Raw genomic sequence first — 20,858 nt, 5'->3', positions numbered from 1 at the left:
GGCACAAAAAATCCCGATCCCATTGTTTCGCATTTGCAGCATCCCTATTTTGACTTTTGATAGTGAACCGCCGTGAAAGGATTGCCCATCCGGTCCCCCGATATGGGGAGCAGAGGGGTGCCGCTGCCGGGCTCTCGGCAGATCGTTGACAAATAATACCGCTCGTACATCCTGATTTCCTTGTGACCTGCGCATGAAAATGTGCCGGCCGGGGGATTTTTGGCTCTTGGGGATGGCGTGGCTGATGAGGATCATACCGAGAATGAGCACGATCGAATCCAGCGTCTCCTCCATCCTGTTGGACCGGGTCGCTGAATGGCTGACGAACTCTTCGCTGGCCGGGGACGAGCTGGAAAATATCGTGCGCGGTTTCTGCGAACGGCTCGCCTCCGCCGGCCTGCCGATCGCCCGCGTGCATCTGACCTTTTCGATGCTGCATCCGCTCTACGATGCGCTGAGCTTCACCTGGCGGCGCGCCAGCGGCGTCACCATCGAGGGCTTCCGCATGCCGGCCGGGCAAAAGCCGGACCGCTTCCTGCAGAGCCCTTATTATTACCTGCTCGACAACAATTTGCAGCACATCCGCCGCCGGCTGATGCAGGAAGGGCCGGCCGAATTTCCAATCTTCGAGGATCTGCGCAAGGACAAGATCACCGATTACCTGGCCTTCGTGCAGCCCTTCAGCGACGGCTCGGTGCAGGGCATGATGGGCTCCTGGTCCACCGACAACCATAACGGCTTTTCCGACGATATGATCGATGCGCTTCTCCGGATGCAAAACCATCTGGCGGTCGCCGCCAAGATGGCGGTGCTCGGCAAGCTCGCCAACAACATGCTGACCACCTATCTCGGCGGCGACGCCGGCAAGCGTGTGCTGAACGGCCAGATCCGCCGCGGCGACGGCGAGACGATCCGCGCCGCCCTTGTCATGGGCGACATGCGCGAATCCACCGTCTATGCCGAAAAGGAAGGCCGCCAGGCCTATATCGACACGCTGAACCAGTTCTTCGACGCGATAGCCGCCCCGTTCAACCGCAATGGCGGCGAGATCCTGAGTTTTCTCGGCGACGGCTTCCTCGCCGTCTACCCCTGCGGGCGCCACAAGGACCCGTCGAAAATCGCCTGCGAGGCAGCACTTTCGGCCGTCCATCAGGCGCAGGCGCGGGTCGCCGAACTCAACAGGGACCGCGAGCAGAAAGGCCTCACCAAGATCGGCTACGGCATCGGCCTACATGTCGGCAACGTCATGTTCGGCAATGTCGGCCTCAAGGACCGGCTGACCTTCTCCGCCTTCGGCTCGGCGGTCAACGAGGTGCAGCGCCTGCAGATCCTGACCAAGAAATACGGTCGCGAGGTCGTCGCCAGCCAGGCCTTCGCCGGTTATTGCGGCGGCGAATGGACGACGCTCGGCGAAGAGAAGCTGCGCGGCATTCGCCAGAAGGTGACGGTGCTGCAGCCGCGTGCGCCGGCCCCCGAGATCAACGTCGACGAGAGCTTCCGCGAGGCGGTGCAGAACGGACTTTCCGAAGCCGAACAGGTCATTCTCCTGCACCGTGACGCGAAAAAACAAGTCGAGCGCACGACCATGGAGAAGTTCATCCAGTAAATCCACGAAACTCCTGCCATAAATCCGCGCATCTCGCCTGGGGAACTTCGGCTAGATGTGGCAGTTTTCCCTTGATTGTCATCTGCTAGACACCCTGTTTGCGGTACGATAGTGTGCCTTAACGGGAACATAGAAGACTGGGGAATTTCATTGGTATGGCGTCTGCGGCCGATTTGTTGCGTATTGAAAATCTCGACGTCTCCTTCTCGGTTTTCGGCGACCGGTTGCGCGTCGTAAAGGAGGCCAATCTTCGCATTCTTCCGGGCAAGGTCACCGCACTCGTCGGTGAATCCGGCTCCGGCAAATCGGTGATCAGCCAGTCGATCATGGGCATTCTGCCCAACCCGGCCAGCGCCTCCGGCCGCATCCTCTTCACCGATCCGCTCGACGGCACCGCGACCGATATTCTGTCGCTTTCGCGCGACAGCGAGGAAATGCGCGACCTGCGCGGCCGGCGCATGGCGACGATTTTCCAGGAGCCGATGACCTCGCTCTCGCCGCTGCACACCGTCGGCAACCAGATCAGCGAAGCGCTGCTGATCCATACCGAAGCCGACAAGCAGGAAGCACGTGAGAAGACCGAGGAAATGCTCGGCCTCGTCGGCTTTTCCAATCCACACCGCACCTACGACATGTATCCGTTCGAACTGTCCGGCGGCATGCGCCAGCGCGCGATGATCGCCATGGCGCTGATCTGCAAGCCCGCGCTGTTGATCGCCGACGAGCCGACGACGGCGCTCGACGTGACGATCCAGGCGCAGATCCTCGAGCTGCTGCGCGATCTTCAGGCCAAGCTCGGCATGGCGATGCTGCTCATCACCCACGATCTCGGCATCGTCGCCAATATGGCCGACGAGGTGGTCGTCATCTATCACGGCGAGATCATGGAAGCCGGGCCGGTCGAGGCGATCTTCCGCAATCCGCAGCATCCCTATCTCAAGGCGCTGATGGCCGCAGTTCCGCATTTCGACATGAAACCCGGCGAGCGGCTGAAGGCGTTGCGCGACGTGCCGGTCAATCTCGAGACCCTCGTCGGCAAGAAGAAGCCGTTGCAGGCGGAGGCGCCGGGCACACTGCTTTCAGTCGCCAACCTCTCGAAGACCTACAAGACGCGCAAGCGCAGTTTCCTCGGCAAGCACGAAGCCGCCGTCGTGCACGCCGTCGACGACGTCAGCTTCGATATCCGCCGCGGCGAATGCCTCGGCCTGGTCGGCGAATCCGGCTGCGGCAAGACGACGCTCAGCAAGATCCTGATGCGGGCCATTACACCCGACAGCGGCGCGGTGGTGTTCAACGACGGCAAGGACGTGATCGACGTGCTTTCGGTGCGCGGCGAAGCGCTGCAGGATATGCGCACCAAGATCCAGATGGTGTTCCAGGATCCGGTCTCCTCGCTCTCCCCGCGCATGACGGTGCGCAACATCCTGAGCGAACCTCTGGAGATTCACGATCGCGGCGATAGTGACGAGCGCAAGCGCAAGGTCGAAGGTCTGATGGCGGCGATCGGCCTCGACAAGCGTTATCTCAGCCGTTACCCGCATAGTTTTTCCGGCGGCCAGCGCCAGCGCATCGGCATCGCCCGCGCCCTGGCGCTCGGCCCGAAGCTCATCATCCTCGACGAGCCGGTCTCGGCGCTTGACGTCTCCGTCCAGGCGCAGATCCTCAATCTGTTGAAGGATCTGCAAAAAGAGCTGGGACTGACCTATCTGTTCATTTCGCACAATCTCGCCGTCGTCGATTACATGGCCGACCGGATCGCGGTGATGTGCAAGGGCCGCATCGTCGAGATCGCGCCGCGCGAGATCATCCTGCGCGATCCGGTGCACCCCTATACGAAATCGCTGCTCGCCGCCGTCCCCTTCCCCGATCTCGACCGGCCACTGGATTTCAAGGCGCTCCGGGAAAACGGCGCCGCCGACAAGCAGAACTGGGGCACGACCTTCACCGCCGCGCATGACGACGCCTCCGAGCTTGCCTATGCCGATCTCGGCGACGGCCATCTGGTGCGCGCCCGCAAAGGCGCCGATGCCAAGGAGTTGCGCGGATGGTAACGCGTCGCATTTTTCTGGGCGGCCTTGTCGGCGCGGCGATCGCGCCGGCGGTGCTTCGGGCGCAACAGGCCGGCGAGCCGGAATTCCTCAAGGACCAGCTCACATCCGGCAGCCTGCCTGGTATGGCCGAGCGCATTCCCGTTCGCCCGCGCATCGTCAACCTGAAGGAAATGGGGCTTGCACCCGGCAGCTACGGCGGCACGGTGCGCACCATTATCGGCAGCCAGCGCGACATCCGCTTCATGACGATCTACGGCTATGCCCGCATGGTCGGCTACAACAAGCACCTGCAGTTCCAGCCGGATATCCTCGCCGATTTCCGCTCGGAGGACGACACCGTTTTCACCTTCACGCTGCGCGAGGGCCATAAATGGTCCGACGGCCAGCCGTTCACGGCCGACGATTTCCGCTACTGGTGGGAAGATGTCATCCTGAACGACAAGCTGACGCCCGGCGGCGGCGCGCTCGAGCTTCGCCCGCATGGCAGCCTGCCGCGCTTCGAGGTGCTCGATCCGCTGACGGTGCGCTACACCTGGGATAAACCCAACCCGATGTTCCTGCCGACGCTGGCCGGTCCCATCCCGCTGGTCATCGTCGGGCCGGCGCATTATCTCAAGCAGTTCCATAAGAAGTTCCAGCCTGACCAGGCGAAGATGGACCAGATGATGCAGGCCAACCGCGTCAAGAAGTGGCAGGACCTGCACATCAAAATGGCCCGCTCCTACCGGCCGGAGAATCCGAACCTGCCGACGCTCGATCCCTGGCGCAACACGACGCCGCTGCCGGCCGAACAATTCGTCTTCGATCGCAATCCGTTCTTCCACCGCGTCGACGAGACCGGCAGGCAGCTTCCCTATCTCGACCGGTTCATTCTCAACGTCTCCTCCTCGTCGATCATCGCCGCCAAGGCGGGCGCCGGCGAGGCCGACCTGCAGGCGACCGGCATCGATTTCAACGACTACACCTTTCTGAAGGAGGCCGAGAAACGCTTCCCGGTAAAGGTCAATCTCTGGAAGGTGGCGCGCGGCTCGCGCATCACGCTGTTGCCGAACCTCAACTGCGCCGACGAGGTGTGGCGCGGCCTTTTTCGCGACGTGCGCCTGCGCCGCGCCTTGTCGCTGGCGATCGACCGGCACGAGATCAACATGGTCGCCTTCTACGGCTTGGGCACGCCGAGCGCCGATACCGTCCTGCCCGACAGCCCGCTGTTCAAACAGGAATATGCCGATGCCTACGTGAAGTTCGATGCCGACGAGGCCAATCGTCTGCTCGACGAACTCGGCCTGACCCAGCGCGGCGATGACGGCATAAGGCTGCTGCCGGACGGGCGGCGCGCCGAGATCACCGTCGAGACCGCCGGCGAGAGCAACCTCGATACCGACGTACTGGAGCTCGTCCACGATCACTGGGCCAATATCGGCCTTGCGCTCTATACCCGCACCTCGCAGCGCGACGTCTTCCGCAACCGCGCCATGAGCGGTTCGATCATGATGTCGATCTGGTATGGGCTCGACAATGGCGTGCCGACGGCCGACATGTCACCCTCAGGGCTGGCGCCGACGCTCGACGATCAGCTGCAATGGCCGCTCTGGGGCATGCATTACCTCTCCGCCGGCCAGGAGGGCGCCGCACCGGACTTGCCTGAGGCGGCCGAACTGGTCGACCTGCTCGACCAATGGGGCTCGACGGCGAAATTCGAGGAGCGCCAGGTGATCTGGCACAAGATGCTGTCGCTCTATACGCAGCAGGTGTTCTCGATCGGGCTGATCAACAGCACGCTGCAGCCGGTCCTTTGCGCCGCCAAGCTGCAGAACCTGCCGGAGAAAGCCCTCTACGGCTTCGATCCCACCTCCTATCTCGGCATCTACATGCCGGATACATTCTGGTACAAGGAGGCCTGAGGCGTGCTCAGATACATTCTCTGGCGCATCGCCGCCATGGTGCCGACGCTCTTCGTCATTTCGGCGTTGGTTTTCACCATCATCGAGCTGCCGCCGGGCGACTTCTTCGAGAGCCAGATCGCTGAGCTGCGCGCCTCCGGCGAGACCGCCAACCTCCAGGAAATCGAGGAGATGCGCCAGCAATACGGCTTCGACAAGCCGGAGATCGTGCGCTATTTCTACTGGGTCGGCGGCATGCTGCACGGCGATTTCGGCTATTCCTTCGAATACCAGCTGCCGGTCTCCGACGTCGTCGGCGAGCGCCTGTGGCTGACGATCCTCGTCTCCTTCACCACCATCCTGCTTACCTGGCTGATCGCCTTTCCGATCGGCATCTATTCGGCCACCCACCAGTATAGCTGGAGCGATTACGGGCTGACCTTCTTCGGCCTGCTCGGCATCGCCATTCCGAACTTCATGCTGGCGCTGATCCTGATGTATTTCGCCAATATCTGGTTCGGCATCTCGATCGGCCATCTGATGGACCAGCAATATATTTCGGCGCCGATGAGCTGGGAGAAGGCGCGGTCGATCCTCTCCCATCTCTGGATCCCCGTCATCATCGTCGGCACGGCCGGCACCGCCGGCATGATCCGCCGCTTGCGCGCCAACCTGCTCGACGAGATGCAGAAGCAATATGTGACGACAGCCCGCGCCAAAGGTCTGCATCCGATGCGGGCGCTGCTTAAATATCCGCTGCGCATGGCGCTCAACTTCTTCGTCGCCGATATCGGCTCGATCCTGCCGTCGATCATCTCGGGCGCCGAGATCGTCGCGATCGTGTTGTCGCTGGAGACGACGGGACCGATGCTCATCAAGGCGCTGCAGAGTCAGGACATGTATCTCGCCGGCTCCTTCCTGATGTTTCTGGCCTTTCTCAATGTCATCGGCGTTTTGATCTCCGATATCGCGCTCGGCTTTCTCGATCCCCGCATCCGTCTGCAAGGCAGGAGCACCAAATAATGTCGCCCCTTCCCGCACCCGGCGCGCCGCTTCCGCATTACGTTTCGACCGCGCCTTTCGACCCCTTGGCGACCGAGACCATGACGGCGGCGCAATCGCGCATCCATCTCGCCTCGCAGAAGCAGCTGATGTGGTGGAAGTTCAAGCAGCATAAGCTCGCCTTGATCTCCGGCATCTTTCTCGCCGCCGTCTACCTGATGATCCTGATCGTCGAATTCCTGGCGCCCTACGGCCTGCACACGCGCAACGTCGATTTCATCCATGCGCCGCCGCAAAGTGTTCATTTCTTCGACAAGGGCAGTTTCGTCGGTCCCTTCGTCTACGGCCGCAGCATGACGCTCGATCTCGACACGCTGCACCGCGTCTATGCCGACAAGACGAACGACGTGCAGCCGATCCGCTTCTTCTGCCGCGGCGATGCCTATAAATTCTGGGGAATTGCCGCCTCGAACTATCATCTGGTCTGCCCGGCAATCGGCGGGCAGATGTTCCTGCTCGGCACCGATCGTCTTGGCCGTGACGTGCTGTCGCGCATTCTCTATGGCGCACGGATATCGCTGACCATCGGTCTGATCGGCATTTCGATCAGCTTCGTGCTCGGCATCGTCATCGGCGGCCTTGCCGGCTATCGCGGCGGCATTTTCGATCTCATCGTCCAGCGCCTGATCGAAGTGCTGCAATCGCTGCCGAGCCTGCCGCTGTGGATGGCGCTGGCGGCGATCATGCCGGTGACCTGGAGCCCCATCGTCATCTATTTCGGCATCACCGTCATCCTCGGCATCATCGACTGGACGGGGCTTGCCCGCGCCGTGCGCTCCAAGCTGCTGGCGCTGCGCGAGGAAGATTACGTTCAGGCGGCACAGCTGATGGGCGCCAGCACGCCGCGCATTATCGGCAGGCATCTAGTGCCAGGCTTCATGTCGCACCTCATTGCCTCGGCGACGATTTCAATCCCCGGCATGATCCTCGGCGAAACCGCGCTCTCCTTCCTCGGCCTCGGCCTTCGCCCGCCGATCACCAGCTGGGGTATTCTGCTGACCGAGGCAAAAAGCGTAAGCGTCATCGCCTTTTATCCTTGGCTGCTCTATCCGATCATTCCTGTTGTTCTTGTCATTTTGGCGTTCAACTTTCTGGGAGACGGCTTGCGTGATGCGGCAGATCCCTACAAATAGCAGGAAACCCGGCGGCGCCTCACGGCACCGCCCCCACCTCTTGGCCTCCGGACGGTGGGGGTACTAACGATGTTGTTCACCCCAGAAGGAATGCCCATGTCCAGACGTCTCGAAGATGCACGCATCCTCATGTACAGTCACGACACCTTCGGTCTCGGCCATCTCAGGCGCTGTCGCGCCATCGCCCATGCGTTGGTCGAGGATTATCGCGGCCTCAACATCCTGATCATTTCGGGGGCCACGATCGCCGGCGCCTTCGACTACCGCGCCCGCGTCGACTTCGTGAAGATTCCGAGCGTCATCAAGCTGCGCAACGGCGAATATACCTCGCTCGCCAGCCATATCGATCTGCACGAGACGCTGAAGATGCGCGAATCGAGCATCCGCCATACCGCCGAGACCTTCCAGCCCGATATTTTCATCGTCGACAAGGAGCCGATGGGATTGAAAGGCGAGGTCGAGGATACGCTGGCCTATCTCAAGGCGCGCGGCACCGTGCTGGTGCTCGGCCTGCGCGAAGTCATGGACGCACCGCATCTGCTCGACGCCGAGTGGAAGAGGAACGGCATCATGCAGAAGATCGACCAATATTACGACAGCGTCTGGGTCTATGGCCCGCCTGATTTCTACGATCCGCTTGTTGGTCTCGACGTGCCGGCCAGCCTGCGCCGGAAGATGGATTTCGTCGGTTTCCTGCAGCGCAGCGTCTCCAAGGGCAAGACCTCGGTCAACGCCCGCAAGGATAATTACCTCCTGGTGACGACAGGCGGCGGCGGCGACGGCTCCGATCTCGTCCACGACGTGATGAATGCCTATGAGGCCGATCCGACGCTGACGCAGAAGGCGCTCGTCGTGCTCGGACCCTATATGCCGGCCGCCGAGCGCGCCAAGCTGGTGCAGAAGGGCGAAGCCATCCCGTATATCGAGGTGATCGAGTTCGACAACCACATGGAAGAGCTGATCGACGGCGCCACCGGCGTCGTCGCCATGGGCGGCTATAACACCTATTGCGAGATCCTTTCCTTCGACAAGCCGGCCCTCATCGTGCCGCGCGTCAAGCCGCGCGAGGAACAGTTGCTGCGCGCGAAGCGCGCAAGCTCACTCGGCCTCGTCGACATGCTGCTGCCGGAACAGTCCGTCGACCCGACCATCATGGCCGAGGCTCTGAAGCGCCTGCCCTCGCGGCTGCCGCCGTCAAAGAGCGGCAGCAATATGCATCTCGAGGGGCTCGACCACATCTCGCAGACCGTTGGCCGATGGATCGACGGCCGCGGCAGCCACCTTTCCCTCGTCGGCGCGGAATAGGCCAAACCTTGCCGTCACGCCGCAAAATCCTCGTCGTGCTGAAAGGCTATCCCCGCCTTTCGGAAACCTTCATCGCCCAGGAGCTGCTCGGCCTGGAAAAGGCCGGCTTCGACCTGACGCTGATTTCGATGCGCCGGCCGACCGACAAGAAGCGCCATCCCGTCCATGACGAGATCAAGGCGCGGGTCGTCTACCTGCCGGAATATCTGCATGAGGAGCCGATCCGCGTGCTGAAAGGCCTGGTCGCCGGTTTTTCCAAACCCGGCTTCAAAGCGCTGATCAAACGCTTCCTCGCCGACCTCAAGCGCGACCTCTCCCGCAACCGCTTCCGCCGTCTTGGCCAGGCACTGGTGCTGGGACGCGAATGGCCGGATGGAGGCGAATGGCTGCATGCCCATTTCATCCATACGCCGGCTTCGGTGACGGAATATGCCAGCATCCTCACCGGCACGCCGTGGACCTGTTCAGCGCATGCCAAGGACATATGGACATCGCCCGACTGGGAGCTGCACGAGAAGCTCGGCAGCGCCCGCTGGGCCGTCACCTGCACCAGGACGGGCTATGAGCACATGCGCGCGCTTACATCCCGCAAGGATGCGGTGCACTTGAGCTACCACGGGCTCGATCTTGCCCGATTCGGCCATTTTGCCGGCGAGCGTTCGGACAGGACCGGCAGCGACCCCGCCGATCCCGCCTTCATCGTCAGCGTCGGCCGTGCCGTCGAAAAGAAGGGCTACGACGTGCTGCTGCGCGCGCTGGCCCTTCTGCCCGCCGACCTCCACTGGCGCATGGAGCATATCGGCGGCGGCGAGGAGCTTGCGAGGCTTAAGGCGCTGGCGGCCGAACTCGGCCTCTCCCACCGCATCGTCTGGAAGGGCGCCATGGCGCAGGAAGACGTGCTCGATCATTACCGCCGGGCCGACCTCTTCGCGCTTGCCTGCCGGATCGCCGCCAACGGCGACCGCGACGGCCTGCCGAACGTGCTTGTGGAGGCTTCGAGCCAGCGGCTCGTCTGCCTCTCGACGGCGGTGTCCGGCGTGCCGGAGCTGCTGGCCGACGGTGAAAACGGCCTGGTCGTGCCACCGGAGAATCCGGCGCTGCTTGCCAAAGCGCTGGAGGCGGCGATCCGCGACCCGGCCCTGCGCAAGCGCCTCGGCGACGCCGCCGAAAAGCGGGTGCGCGAAGATTTCGACTATCACTCCAGCATCAGACAGCTCACCGGCCTGTTCGAGGCCGAATGGCAGAAGGCGTCATGACGGCACCGCGTATCTTCTTCTACGTCCAGCATCTGCTCGGCATCGGCCATATCGCCCGGGCCAGCCGCATCGCCAGTGCGCTCGCCAAGGACGGTTTTGACGTCACCGTCGTCACCGGCGGCCTGCCGGTTCCGGGTTTTCCGGGCGAGGGTGTGAAGACCGTGGCCTTGCCGGCAGTCGTTGCCAGCAATGCCGGTTTCTCCGGCCTCGCCGACGCCGATGGCCGGCCAGTAGGCGAGGATTTCCTCAACGCCCGCCGCGATCTGCTGCTTGACGCCTTCCATGCCGCCAAGCCCGATGTCGTCATCATCGAAGCCTTCCCCTTCGGCCGGCGGCAGATGCGCTTCGAACTGCTGCCATTGCTTGCCGCAATCGACACGGCCGAGCCTCGGCCAAAACTCCTGAGTTCGGTGCGCGACATCCTGCAGGAAAACCGCAAGGCCGGCCGCGACGCGGAGACCGCCGCCCTGGTCAAGGCGCATTTCGATGCCGTGCTCGTCCACGGCGATCCGAGCTTCGTCAGGCTTGAGGACACCTTCCCGCGGACAGCGGAGATCGCCGACAGGCTGCGTTATACCGGCCTCGTCGCAGCGCCGCCGGCACCTGAACCGGCCGAGACATTCGATATCATCGCATCGGCGGGCGGCGGCGCGGTCGGCGCCGCGCTGATCGGCGCGGCGAAAGAGGCGGCGACGTTGTTGCCCGCCAATCTTCGCTGGCTGCTGATATCGGGTCCCAACCTGCCCGAAGCCGATTTCGCCGCGTTGGCAGAGAATGCGCCTGCGAATGTGACGCTGGTGCGCTTCCGCAAGGATTTTCCCTCGCTGCTGCGCGGCGCCAAGGTGTCAATCTCGCAGGCAGGTTATAACACGGTCGGCGATCTGCTGCGCACCGATTGCCGGGCGATCCTCATCCCCTTCGTTGTCGGCGGCGAGACCGAGCAGACGGTCCGCGCCGAACGGCTGCAGGCGCTTGATCTGGCCGATATCCTGCCGGAAACCGGACTGACCCCGGGCCACGTAAAAGAGGCCGTCGAAAAGGCGCTCGCCACGGCGCGCCGCGAGCCGGTATTGCTCGATCTCGACGGCGCCGAGAAAACCGCCGGCATCATTCGCTCCATGCTTTCCGAATCGCTCGCCTAATCCAAAATTCCTGTGATATAAGCAATGTTCCGGCGAGAATCGGCGTTTCTGCAGCCGGTCGCTTCGCCTTGTTTTCATTGCGATATCGGCGGTCCGGCTGCATGGTCCTGTTCTCAACATTCCTCCCCATCCCGGCCCCCGGAATTTCCCAGCAAGCTGACGGTTAGCCATGGAAAAAAGCCTCGCCCGCTACATCTGGAAGAACACGCGGCTGCAGCAGCTGTGGATTCTGGCTGTCGTCGCCGCCTCGATGGTGCCCTACTTCCTGTCCTTCGACCTGCCGAAGCAGATCGTCAACGGACCGATCCAGGGTGACGGTTTCGAAGGTCCAGGCGCACGGCAGACCTTCATGCACATTGCCTACGACATCCCGCTGATCGGCCATGTCGAGTTCTTTCAAGGCCTGCAGCTCAACCGTTTCCAGATGCTGATGGCCCTCAGCTTGGTGTTCCTGACGCTGGTGGTGCTGAACGGCCTCTTCAAGTTCTACATCAACACCTATAAGGGCCGGCTCGGCGAGCGCATGCTGCGCCGTATCCGCTTCGAGCTGGTCGACCGGGTGCTGCGTTTTCCGCCTATCCATTTCAAGCGGGTAAAATCGGCCGAGATCGCCACGATGATCAAGGACGAGGTGGAGCCGATGGGCGGTTTCACCGGCGATGCCTTCGTCTCGCCCGCCCTTCTCGGCGGCCAGGCGATCACCGCACTCGCCTTCATCATCGTCCAGAATTTCTGGCTCGGCATGATCGCCGCCGGCATCGTCGGCGTCCAGGCCATCGTCATTCCCCGGATGCGCAAGCGGCTGCTGGACCTCGGCCGCCAGCGGCAGCTGACGGCACGCGAGCTTTCCGGCCGGGTCGGCGAAATCGTCGACGGCATCGGCACGATCCACGGCAACGACACGTCTAACCTCGAGCGCGCCGACATCGCTTCGCGGCTCGGCCGGATCTTTTCGATCCGCTACGACCTTTACCAGTGGAAGTTCCTGGTGAAGTTCATCAACAACTTCCTCGCCCAGGTCACGCCTTTCCTGTTCTACGCGATCGGCGGTTACCTGGCGCTGCAGGGCCGGCTCGACATTGGCCAGCTCGTCGCCGTCATATCAGCCTATAAGGACCTGCCCGGCCCGCTGAAGGAACTGATCGACTGGGACCAGATGCGCCAGGACGTGCAGGTGAAGTACCAGCAGGTCTATGAGCAGTTCAATGTCGAACCGCTGATCGACAGCCGCATCCAGGAGCTCGCCACGGCCCCGGTGGGCCCGCTGACGCATGCGTTCGTCGTCACCAACCTCTCACTCTCCGACGACAGCGGCGCCCGTCTGGTCGACCACGTCTCCGTCGAGATCAAGCCGAACGAGACGGTTGCGATCGTCGGCCCGAACGGCAGTGGCGCGGAAGCCTTCGCCGAAGCGCTCGGACGCATGGTCTGGCCGGATTCCGGCCGCATCACCATCGACGGGCAGGACCTGCTCGATATGCCGGAATCGATCACCGGCCGGCGCATCTCCTATGCCTCGGCCGACACCTTTTTCTTCCATGGCACGCTCGCCAGCAATCTGCTCTACGGCCTCAAGCACGCGCCGATGACCGATCCGGTCTACGACGAGCAGGAAGCACTCGAATATAAATGGCATTCCATCGAGGCGGTGAAGGCCGGCAATCCGACGCTCGATCTCAACAGCGACTGGGTGGACTATAAGGCAGCCGGCGCCAACGGGCCGGAAGACCTTTTGAAAGCGATCCGCCCGGTGCTCGACGCCGTGTTGATCTCGCAGGACATTCTCGATCTGGCGCTGCGCTCGACCGTCAACACCGACGTGCATGTGGCCGTCAGCGACCACGTCGTCGCGCTGCGTGCCTCACTCCGGGACCGGCTGCGCGACGAAGGGCTCGACACGATCGTCGTGCCTTTCGATTTCGACGCCTATAACGGCCAGGCCACGGTTGGCGAGAACCTGCTCTTCGGCACGATGAAGCGGCCGCTGATGACCAATCGCCGGCTGGCCGCGCATCCCTATTTCCAGCAGTTGTTTCGCGAAACCGGCCTCAGCACCGATCTCTATGCCATGGGCCTGGAGATCGCCGAGAATGCGGTGGAACTCTTCCACGATCTGCCGCCGGACCATCCGTTCTTCCAGCAGCTGACCTTCATGACGGCGGATGACATTCCGACCTATCAGGCGCTGCTGCAGAAACTGCAAAGCCGCCGCTTCGAAGACGCGACGCCCGAGGAACGGTCGGCGATCATCCGGCTGAGTTTTGCCTATATCGAGCCGCGCCACCGCTTCGGCTTGCTGACGGACGAGCTGATGGGCAAGATCGTCAGCGCCCGCAAGCAGTTCCACGAACATATCCCGGCCGATCTCGCCGAGCTGATCGAACGCTACGACGCCGAGCGTTTCACCCCGTCGGCAAGCCTGATGGACAATGTGCTCTTCGGCCGCATCGCCTATCAGCAGGCCGACGCCTCCGATCGCATCCGCGGCATCATGGGCGAACTCTTCGACGCGCTCGATCTTTATGACGATGTCCTGTCGATCGGCCTCGAATTCGACGTCGGCTCCGGCGGCAAGCGGCTGACCATGGTGCAGCGCCAGAAACTGAACCTTGCCCGCGCGCTGTTGAAACGCTCGGACTATTTCATCTTCAATCGGCCGCTATCGGCGCTCGACCAACGCGTCCAGGATCAGATCACCCGCAACATCGTCGAGGATCTGCACGAGGAGGGCCATCGTCCGGCAATCATCTGGGTGCTTTCCAATGCCCGGATGGCGGAGGTGTTCGACCGGATCCTGCTCTTCGACCGCGGCGGGCTGGCGGAAGCCGGAAACTATCCGGAACTTTCCGAGAAAAACGGGATGTTCAAGGAACTGTTATCGTAATATTCTATTGGGGCGGCGATGGTAGGTGTTCCCGGCGGGACGCCCGGAATTGAAGACGGCTGGTTCCACGAACCAGGCGTCAGAGGATTGAAACGCTCATGCTGTTGAGAGACGAAGTCGAAATGCTGCGACGGGTGCCGATCTTTTCGAGGATTGCGCCAGCCAAGCTCAAGCTTTTGGCCTTCACCTCCGACCGCATGACCTACAAGGCCGGTCAGAACCTCTTCCATCAAGGCGATGTCGGCGACGCCGCCTATGTCATTCTTTCCGGCACCGCCGACATCATCGTCTCCTCGCCGGCCGGCGAGATCAAGGTCGCCGATGTCGAGCTCAATTCCATCGTCGGCGAAATCGCCATCCTCTGCGATGTCTCGCGCACGGCAACGGTACGCGCCACCTCGGCGCTCGAAGTGCTGCGCATCAGCAAGGAGCATTTTCTGAAGCTGCTCAGCGACTTCCCCGAAATGGCGGTCGAAATCATGCGCGTTCTCGCCGACCGCCTCAACCACACGACGGCAGAACTGACCGCGGCCCGGGCGGCAAAGCAGCCGCAGATGGCACAGTAAAACGCATTCAGCGTTGCGGCGGCCATTGCTGGGCGCCATGAAGAAGGCGCAGTATTTCCACCCTCTGGGCTTCTCTGTCGATGCGATAGATCAGCAGAAATGCTGTGCGCGGGATGACCAATTCCCGCGTTCCACTGAGACGGCCGCCGCGTCCTGCCTCGGGGTGATCGGCGAGCATTTTGGCCTGATGTCGGATAACATCATCCAACGCGATTGCAGCTTTTGGATTTTGGGCGAAGATCTGCCGAACCTGACTTTCCCGATCCAGAAGAGCATGGTGCAGCCACTTGACGATCAAGCCTTATCTCCAGATTCCAACTGCGCCAGCAGTTCGGCCCGAAGCTTGTCCATTCGCCCTTCGGCGTCCTGCGCACTAATCCAGATAGCGTTCGGATCATCGGCTTCGCGGATTGCTTCCTCAACCTGTTCGCGGAACCATTTGTCGTATTCCGCCGCCTCATGGGTCCGACGCAGAGCCGCGGCCCGATCCGGCCGCAACGCCGTCTGAGGGGCGTAACCGGCCGCATCGACATCGAACTGCGAGATGCCGACATCCTTGAGATAAGAAACCAGGGTATCCATGCGCTTGAATACACGCACCTGCCGGCTGCGTTGGGCGGCGAGCGGACGCTCTGATTTGCCGTAACGAATGACGACCGACCAGCCGCCGGTTTTGCCGACGACATGCGCGGCCTCGACCGCTCCTGCATCGACAAGACGGGCAAGGGTCGAATGATCGATGGTTTCCGCGGTCATGGCATATCCTCGTTCAAGCCAAGGATATGCATTTAATTATAGATTGCAATGCATTCAATAATTGAATTGCGCAATTCGAAAGGTTTCCTGCAGAGGCTCAGACGACTGACAAAGCCGGTCAATCCCTCTTCCGCCATGCTCGGGCTTGTCCCGAGCATCTACAACCGGCTCAGCAGATCCTCGGCACAAGGCCGAGGATGACGCGGAGTAAAGAGCGAAGTTTTAAAGTTGATCAGCAACCTGAGCCTGCACGGTTTCCCATGCAGGCTGTGTCAATTCGCTATTCGCGCTGTTCCAGCGCTCTGCTGAAGGCGAGTGCGGCGAGTGTGCAGATGGCCCCGGACAGCAGATAGTAGCCGACGAAGGTCAGGCCGAAGCGGCTGGAGAGGCTGAGCGCCACCAACGGCGCGAAACCGGCGCCGATCAGCCAGGCAAGGTCCGAGGTGAAGGCGGCACCGGTATAGCGATAACCGCGGCCGAAGCGCGACGAAATCGAGCCGGTCGCCTGGCCGAAGGACAGGCCGAGCACGCCGAAACCGATGATGACGAAGGCATCGTGGCCGCTGTTGCCGGAGGCAATCAGGATCGGCCCGACGAAGCTGAAGACGGCGATCAGGACGGCGCAGATGGCAAGCTGGGCGCGCCGGCCGATGCGATCGGCGATCAGGCCAGAGGCGATGATCGTGACGATGCCGACCATGGCGCCGACCACCTGTACCACCATGAAGGCGCCGATCGGCTGGTTACCGTAAAGGCTCATCCAGCCAAGCGGGAAGATGGTGACGAGGTGAAACATGGCGAAGCTGGCGAGCGGCACGAAGGCGCCGATCAGGATATCGCGGCCGTGAACGCGCAGCACGTCGAGGATCGGTGCCGCCTCCAGCTCGTGCTGCTCCAGCAGCGTGCCGAATTCCTTGGTCATCACCAGCCGCAGACGCGCAAACAGCGCCACGACATTGATCGCGAAAGCGACAAAGAACGGATAACGCCAGCCCCAGGAGAGAAAATCCTCACTGGAAAGATTGGCGACGAAATAACCGAACAGCGTGCTTGCCAGCGCAAAGCCGATCGGCGCGCCGAGCTGCGGGATCATCGCATACCAGCCGCGGTGGTTGGCCGGCGCATTGAGCGCGAGCAGCGAGGCAAGACCATCCCAGGCGCCGCCGAGCGCAAAACCCTGGCCGAGACGGAAGAGCGCCAGCAGCGCGATCGACCAGACGCCGATCTCGTCGTAACCCGGCAGGAAGGCGATCGAGGCCGTGGAGCCGCCGAGCAGGAAGAGCGCGATCGTCAGCTTGGTGCCGCGCCCATACATCCGGTCGATCGCCATGAAGACGACGGAGCCGACAGGGCGGGCGAGGAAGGCGAGCGAAAAGATCGCGAAGGAATAGAGCGTGCCTGTCAGCCTGTCCGGCGCGAAGGGGAAGACGAGCTGTGGAAAGACCAGCACGGAGGCGAGGCCGTAGACGAAGAAATCGAAGAATTCCGACATGCGGCCAATGACCACGCCGACGGCGATGCTGCCTGGCGAAACCGGTTTGTCGTCGTGAATGCGCCGCGCGTCGCGTTCCAGCGACGACGATGACGGTCCGTAATGCGATGTTGTTGCCATAAACGCCTCCTCGTTAAGGCGCTTCCGGCAAGGCGCCCCACGCGTGATCTTGATCAAACCCGCAGGCTTATCAAGTCCGTAAGACTGAAATAGTGCATCATCACGGCTCAAATGAAGCCTGGATGAAAAAAACTGCGTGATCCGGACGGTGATTTCTCCTGCAAACGCTGGCCCGGCCGGTTCTTGCGGATATATTGGAGCGTGAAACATGCGCGGGCGAAAAAATCCTTCTGGATATCATCAGGATTTCGAAGCTATAGAGCATCATGATTTACGCCGCAGTGCGGCATGCTTGCTGCACTGCGACCAAACACCTCATGTCGCGATCCGGTTCAGTGCTTTAGTCGCGGAACAAACGAAACAACAAGAGCTTAGAGACGTGCAAAAACTCATGAAGTTTTCCCGCCTTCTATCCGTCTTGCCGCTGTTTTTTCTGGCAGGATGCAACATGGTGGTCATGGCGCCCTCCGGCGACATCGCCATGCAACAGCGCGATCTCATTATCATCTCGACGGTGCTGATGCTTTTGATCATCGTACCGGTGATCTTCCTGACGCTGCTCTTTGCCTGGCGCTACCGCCACTCCAATATGGCCGCGACTTATGCGCCGGAATGGCACCACTCGACCCGCCTCGAAATCATCATCTGGGCTGCACCCCTGGCGATCATCATTGCGCTCGGCGCCGTCACCTGGATTTCCACCCATAAGCTCGATCCCTACCGCCCGCTCGACCGCCTCGATGCGGAACGCGCCATTCCGGCCGATACCAAGCCGCTGACCGTCGAGGTCGTGGCGCTCGACTGGAAATGGCTGTTCTTCTATCCCGAACTCGGCATTGCCACGGTCAACGAGCTCGCTGCTCCGGTGGACATGCCGATCAGTTTCAAAATCACTGCCTCCTCGGTGATGAACTCCTTCTACATTCCCGCCCTTGCCGGCCAGATCTACGCCATGCCAGGCATGGAGACCAAGCTGCACGCCGTCATCAATCGGGAAGGCGAGTATGAGGGCTTCTCGGCCAATTACAGCGGCTCGGGCTTCTCGCATATGCGCTTCAAGTTCCACGGTCTCAACCGCGAAGGCTTCGATGCCTGGGTGGCTAACGTCAAGCAGCAGGGCACGATGCTCAACCGCGACGCCTATCTGAAGCTCGAGAAGCCGAGCGAGAAGGAACCGGTGCGTTATTATGCCGGCGCCGATGCCGATCTCTACAACGCCATCCTCAACATGTGCGCCAAGCCGGGCAAGATGTGCATGAACGAGATGATGCACATCGACATGAAGGGCGGCGGCGGCAAGGAAAGCGCCGAGAATCGCGACAGGCTGCAATATGACAATCGCCATGCCGACGAAGGCATCGTCGCGCCTGCGGCCACCGTGCCGGCAACCGGCGCTCCGGCCCGCAGCGAACCGGCCAACACTACGGACGGCAACAGCATGCAGCACGACATGCCCGGCATGCAGGGCATGGACATGCAGCATGACGGCCATTCCATGCCCGGCATGAGCAATGGCACCGATCCTGCGCCGGCGCAGCTCAACAACAACAATTAACCTGGCGCTTTGCGTCGCAAGACATAATGAACGGGTTGTTCCATGTTTTCCAATCCTGACCTCCTGAAGTTCGTCTTCGGCCGGTTGACCCTCGATGCCATCCCCTATCACGAGCCGATCCTCGTCGTGACCTTCATCGGCGTCGTCATCGGCGCCATCGCGGTGCTCGGCCTCATCACCTATTTCAAGTTCTGGGGTCCGCTCTGGAACGACTGGATCTGCAGCGTCGATCACAAGAAGATCGGCATCATGTATGTGATCCTGGCGGTTATCATGCTGCTGCGCGGTTTTTCCGACGCAATCCTGATGCGCGTGCAGCAGGCGATCGCCTTCAATGGTTCGGAGGGTTACCTGCCACCGCACCATTACGACCAGGTGTTCACCGCCCACGGCGTCATCATGATCTTCTTCGTGGCGATGCCCTTCGTCACCGGCCTGATGAACTTCGTGGTGCCGCTGCAGATCGGCGCGCGCGACGTCTCCTTCCCTTTCTTGAACAATTTCTCCTTCTGGATGACCACCGCCGGCGCGATCATCATCATGCTGTCGCTGTTCATCGGCGAATTCGCCCAGACCGGCTGGCTCGCCTACCCGCCGCTGTCGGGGGCCGCCTACAGTCCGGGCGTCGGCGTCGACTATTATATCTGGGGCCTGCAGGTGGCCGGTGTGGGGACGACGCTGTCGGGCATCAACCTGATCGCCACCATCGTCAAGATGCGCGCGCCGGGCATGACCTTCATGAAGATGCCGGTCTTCACCTGGACGGCGCTCTGCACCAACGTGCTGATCGTCGCCTCCTTCCCGATCCTGACGGCAACGCTCGCTTTGCTGTCGCTCGACCGCTATGCCGGGACGAACTTCTTCACCAACGACCTCGGCGGCAACCCGATGATGTATATCAACCTCATCTGGATCTGGGGTCATCCGGAGGTCTACATTCTGGTGCTGCCGGCCTTCGGCATCTTCTCGGAAGTCGTCGCCACCTTCTCCGGTAAACGTCTCTTCGGTTACGCCTCGATGGTCTACGCCACCTGCGTGATCATGATCCTGTCCTATATCGTCTGGCTGCACCACTTCTTCACCATGGGCTCGGGCGCCAGCGTCAATTCCTTCTTCGGCATCACCACGATGATCATCTCGATCCCCACCGGAGCGAAGATCTTCAACTGGCTGTTCACCATGTATCGCGGCCGAATCCGCTTTGAGGTGCCGATGCTGTGGACGGTCGGCTTCATGGTGACCTTCGTCATCGGCGGCATGACCGGCGTCATGCTTGCCGTGCCGCCGGCCGACTTCGTGCTGCACAATTCGCTGTTCCTCATCGCCCACTTCCACAACGTCATCATCGGCGGGGTTCTCTTCGGCATGTTTGCCGGCGTGAACTACTGGTTCCCGAAGGCCTTCGGCTTCAAGCTCGATCCTTTCTGGGGCAAGATGAGCTTCTGGTTCTGGCAGATCGGCTTCTGGTTCGCCTTCATGCCGCTCTACGTGCTCGGCCTGATGGGCGTTACCCGCCGCATGAACCAGTTCGACGACCCGTCGCTGCAGATCTGGTTCATCATCGCTGCCTTCGGCGTCGGCCTGATCGCGCTTGGCATTGCCGCCTTCCTGATCCAGATCGTCGTCAGCTTCATGAAACGCGAGGAACTGCGCGACGACAGCGGCGATCCGTGGGATGGCCGTACATTGGAATGGTCGACCTCTTCGCCGCCACCGGATTACAACTTCGCCCTCACGCCCGTCGTCCACGACCATGACAGCTGGTACGACATGAAGAACCGTGGTTATGCGCGTCCGCTGGAAGGCTTCCGGCCGATCCATATGCCGAAGAACACCGGCACCGGCGCCATCCTCTCAGGCATCAGCGTCGCGCTGGCCTTCGGCCTGATCTGGTACATGTGGTGGCTGGTCGTCGTCTCCTTCGTCGGTCTGCTGGTCGTGGCAATCGGCCATACATTCAACTACCGGCGCGACTTCTATATTCCCACCGAAGAGGTGACCGAAACGGAAGGCAAGCGCACCGCGCTGCTTGCCGAGCAGGTGTAATGAC

At 61.7% G+C, this 20,858-nt stretch carries 15 protein-coding genes; 12 read left to right on the top strand and 3 right to left on the bottom strand.

Annotated elements, in window-relative coordinates; all coding sequences use genetic code 11:
* Nucleotides 1-262 precede the first annotated feature (262 nt).
* From GR197_RS19750 to GR197_RS19705, 10 genes are all read left to right on the top strand, one after another.
* Nucleotides 263-1,606, top strand: a complete 1,344-nt coding sequence (locus tag GR197_RS19750; RefSeq protein WP_164012547.1) for an adenylate/guanylate cyclase domain-containing protein — start codon at nt 263-265, stop codon at nt 1,604-1,606.
* A gap of 155 nt (nt 1,607-1,761) precedes the next feature.
* The gene (locus GR197_RS19745; protein ID WP_164012545.1) at nt 1,762-3,657 is read left to right on the top strand and encodes an ABC transporter ATP-binding protein; all 1,896 of its coding nucleotides are present in this window, start codon (nt 1,762-1,764) and stop codon (nt 3,655-3,657) included.
* Nucleotides 3,651-5,558: an ABC transporter substrate-binding protein gene (locus GR197_RS19740; RefSeq protein WP_164012543.1), complete on the top strand. Its 1,908-nt coding sequence runs from the start codon at nt 3,651-3,653 to the stop codon at nt 5,556-5,558. Before GR197_RS19745 ends, GR197_RS19740 begins: the two co-directional genes overlap by 7 nt.
* 3 nt (nt 5,559-5,561) lie before the next feature.
* Nucleotides 5,562-6,560 (top strand): ABC transporter permease, encoded by a 999-nt coding sequence (locus tag GR197_RS19735; RefSeq protein WP_007628233.1) that lies wholly within the window; start codon nt 5,562-5,564, stop codon nt 6,558-6,560.
* Entirely contained in the window at nt 6,560-7,732 is a 1,173-nt protein-coding gene (locus GR197_RS19730; protein WP_164012541.1) for an ABC transporter permease, read from the top strand. Before GR197_RS19735 ends, GR197_RS19730 begins: the two co-directional genes overlap by 1 nt.
* A 96-nt stretch (nt 7,733-7,828) precedes the next feature.
* On the top strand, nt 7,829-9,037 hold the full coding sequence (locus GR197_RS19725) for a glycosyltransferase family protein (protein WP_164012540.1): 1,209 nt from the start codon (nt 7,829-7,831) through the stop codon (nt 9,035-9,037).
* A gap of 8 nt (nt 9,038-9,045) precedes the next feature.
* Nucleotides 9,046-10,293, top strand: coding sequence for a glycosyltransferase (locus GR197_RS19720; RefSeq protein ID WP_164012538.1), 1,248 nt, complete (start codon nt 9,046-9,048; stop codon nt 10,291-10,293).
* Nucleotides 10,290-11,435: a glycosyltransferase family protein gene (locus tag GR197_RS19715; RefSeq protein ID WP_164012536.1), complete on the top strand. Its 1,146-nt coding sequence runs from the start codon at nt 10,290-10,292 to the stop codon at nt 11,433-11,435. The genes GR197_RS19720 and GR197_RS19715 overlap by 4 nt, the downstream gene beginning before the upstream one ends.
* A 169-nt stretch (nt 11,436-11,604) precedes the next feature.
* On the top strand, nt 11,605-14,319 hold the full coding sequence (locus GR197_RS19710) for an ABC transporter ATP-binding protein (protein WP_164012534.1): 2,715 nt from the start codon (nt 11,605-11,607) through the stop codon (nt 14,317-14,319).
* Nucleotides 14,320-14,417: 98 nt separating this feature from the next.
* Nucleotides 14,418-14,885, top strand: a complete 468-nt coding sequence (locus GR197_RS19705) for a cyclic nucleotide-binding domain-containing protein (RefSeq protein ID WP_164012532.1) — start codon at nt 14,418-14,420, stop codon at nt 14,883-14,885.
* A 7-nt stretch (nt 14,886-14,892) separates the two neighbouring features.
* Here the strand turns inward: GR197_RS19705 and GR197_RS19700 are convergent, their stop codons facing one another.
* From GR197_RS19700 to GR197_RS19690, 3 genes are all read right to left on the bottom strand, one after another.
* On the bottom strand, nt 14,893-15,183 hold the full coding sequence (locus GR197_RS19700) for a type II toxin-antitoxin system RelE/ParE family toxin (protein ID WP_164012530.1): 291 nt from the start codon (nt 15,181-15,183) through the stop codon (nt 14,893-14,895).
* Nucleotides 15,180-15,641 (bottom strand): hypothetical protein, encoded by a 462-nt coding sequence (locus GR197_RS19695; RefSeq protein WP_164012528.1) that lies wholly within the window; start codon nt 15,639-15,641, stop codon nt 15,180-15,182. The genes GR197_RS19700 and GR197_RS19695 overlap by 4 nt, the downstream gene beginning before the upstream one ends.
* Before the next feature lie 280 nt (nt 15,642-15,921).
* Nucleotides 15,922-17,253, bottom strand: coding sequence for an MFS transporter (locus tag GR197_RS19690; protein WP_164012526.1), 1,332 nt, complete (start codon nt 17,251-17,253; stop codon nt 15,922-15,924).
* 379 nt (nt 17,254-17,632) lie between these two features.
* Here GR197_RS19690 and cyoA point away from each other — a divergent pair, with 379 nt between their 5' ends.
* Together cyoA and cyoB are read left to right on the top strand one after the other, a co-directional pair.
* A complete protein-coding gene (gene cyoA, locus GR197_RS19685) occupies nt 17,633-18,808 on the top strand; it encodes a ubiquinol oxidase subunit II (RefSeq protein WP_164012524.1) in 1,176 nt (391 codons plus the stop codon).
* A gap of 42 nt (nt 18,809-18,850) precedes the next feature.
* Nucleotides 18,851-20,854, top strand: coding sequence for a cytochrome o ubiquinol oxidase subunit I (gene cyoB, locus GR197_RS19680; RefSeq protein WP_164012522.1), 2,004 nt, complete (start codon nt 18,851-18,853; stop codon nt 20,852-20,854).
* The last annotated feature ends 4 nt before the right edge of the window (nt 20,855-20,858 follow it).

The organism is Rhizobium phaseoli (assembly GCF_010668805.1).
Classification (GTDB): Bacteria; Pseudomonadota; Alphaproteobacteria; order Rhizobiales; family Rhizobiaceae; genus Rhizobium; species Rhizobium phaseoli_A.
Note: the sequence above shows the minus strand (reverse complement) of the source record. Positions and strands in the feature narration are given on the sequence as shown.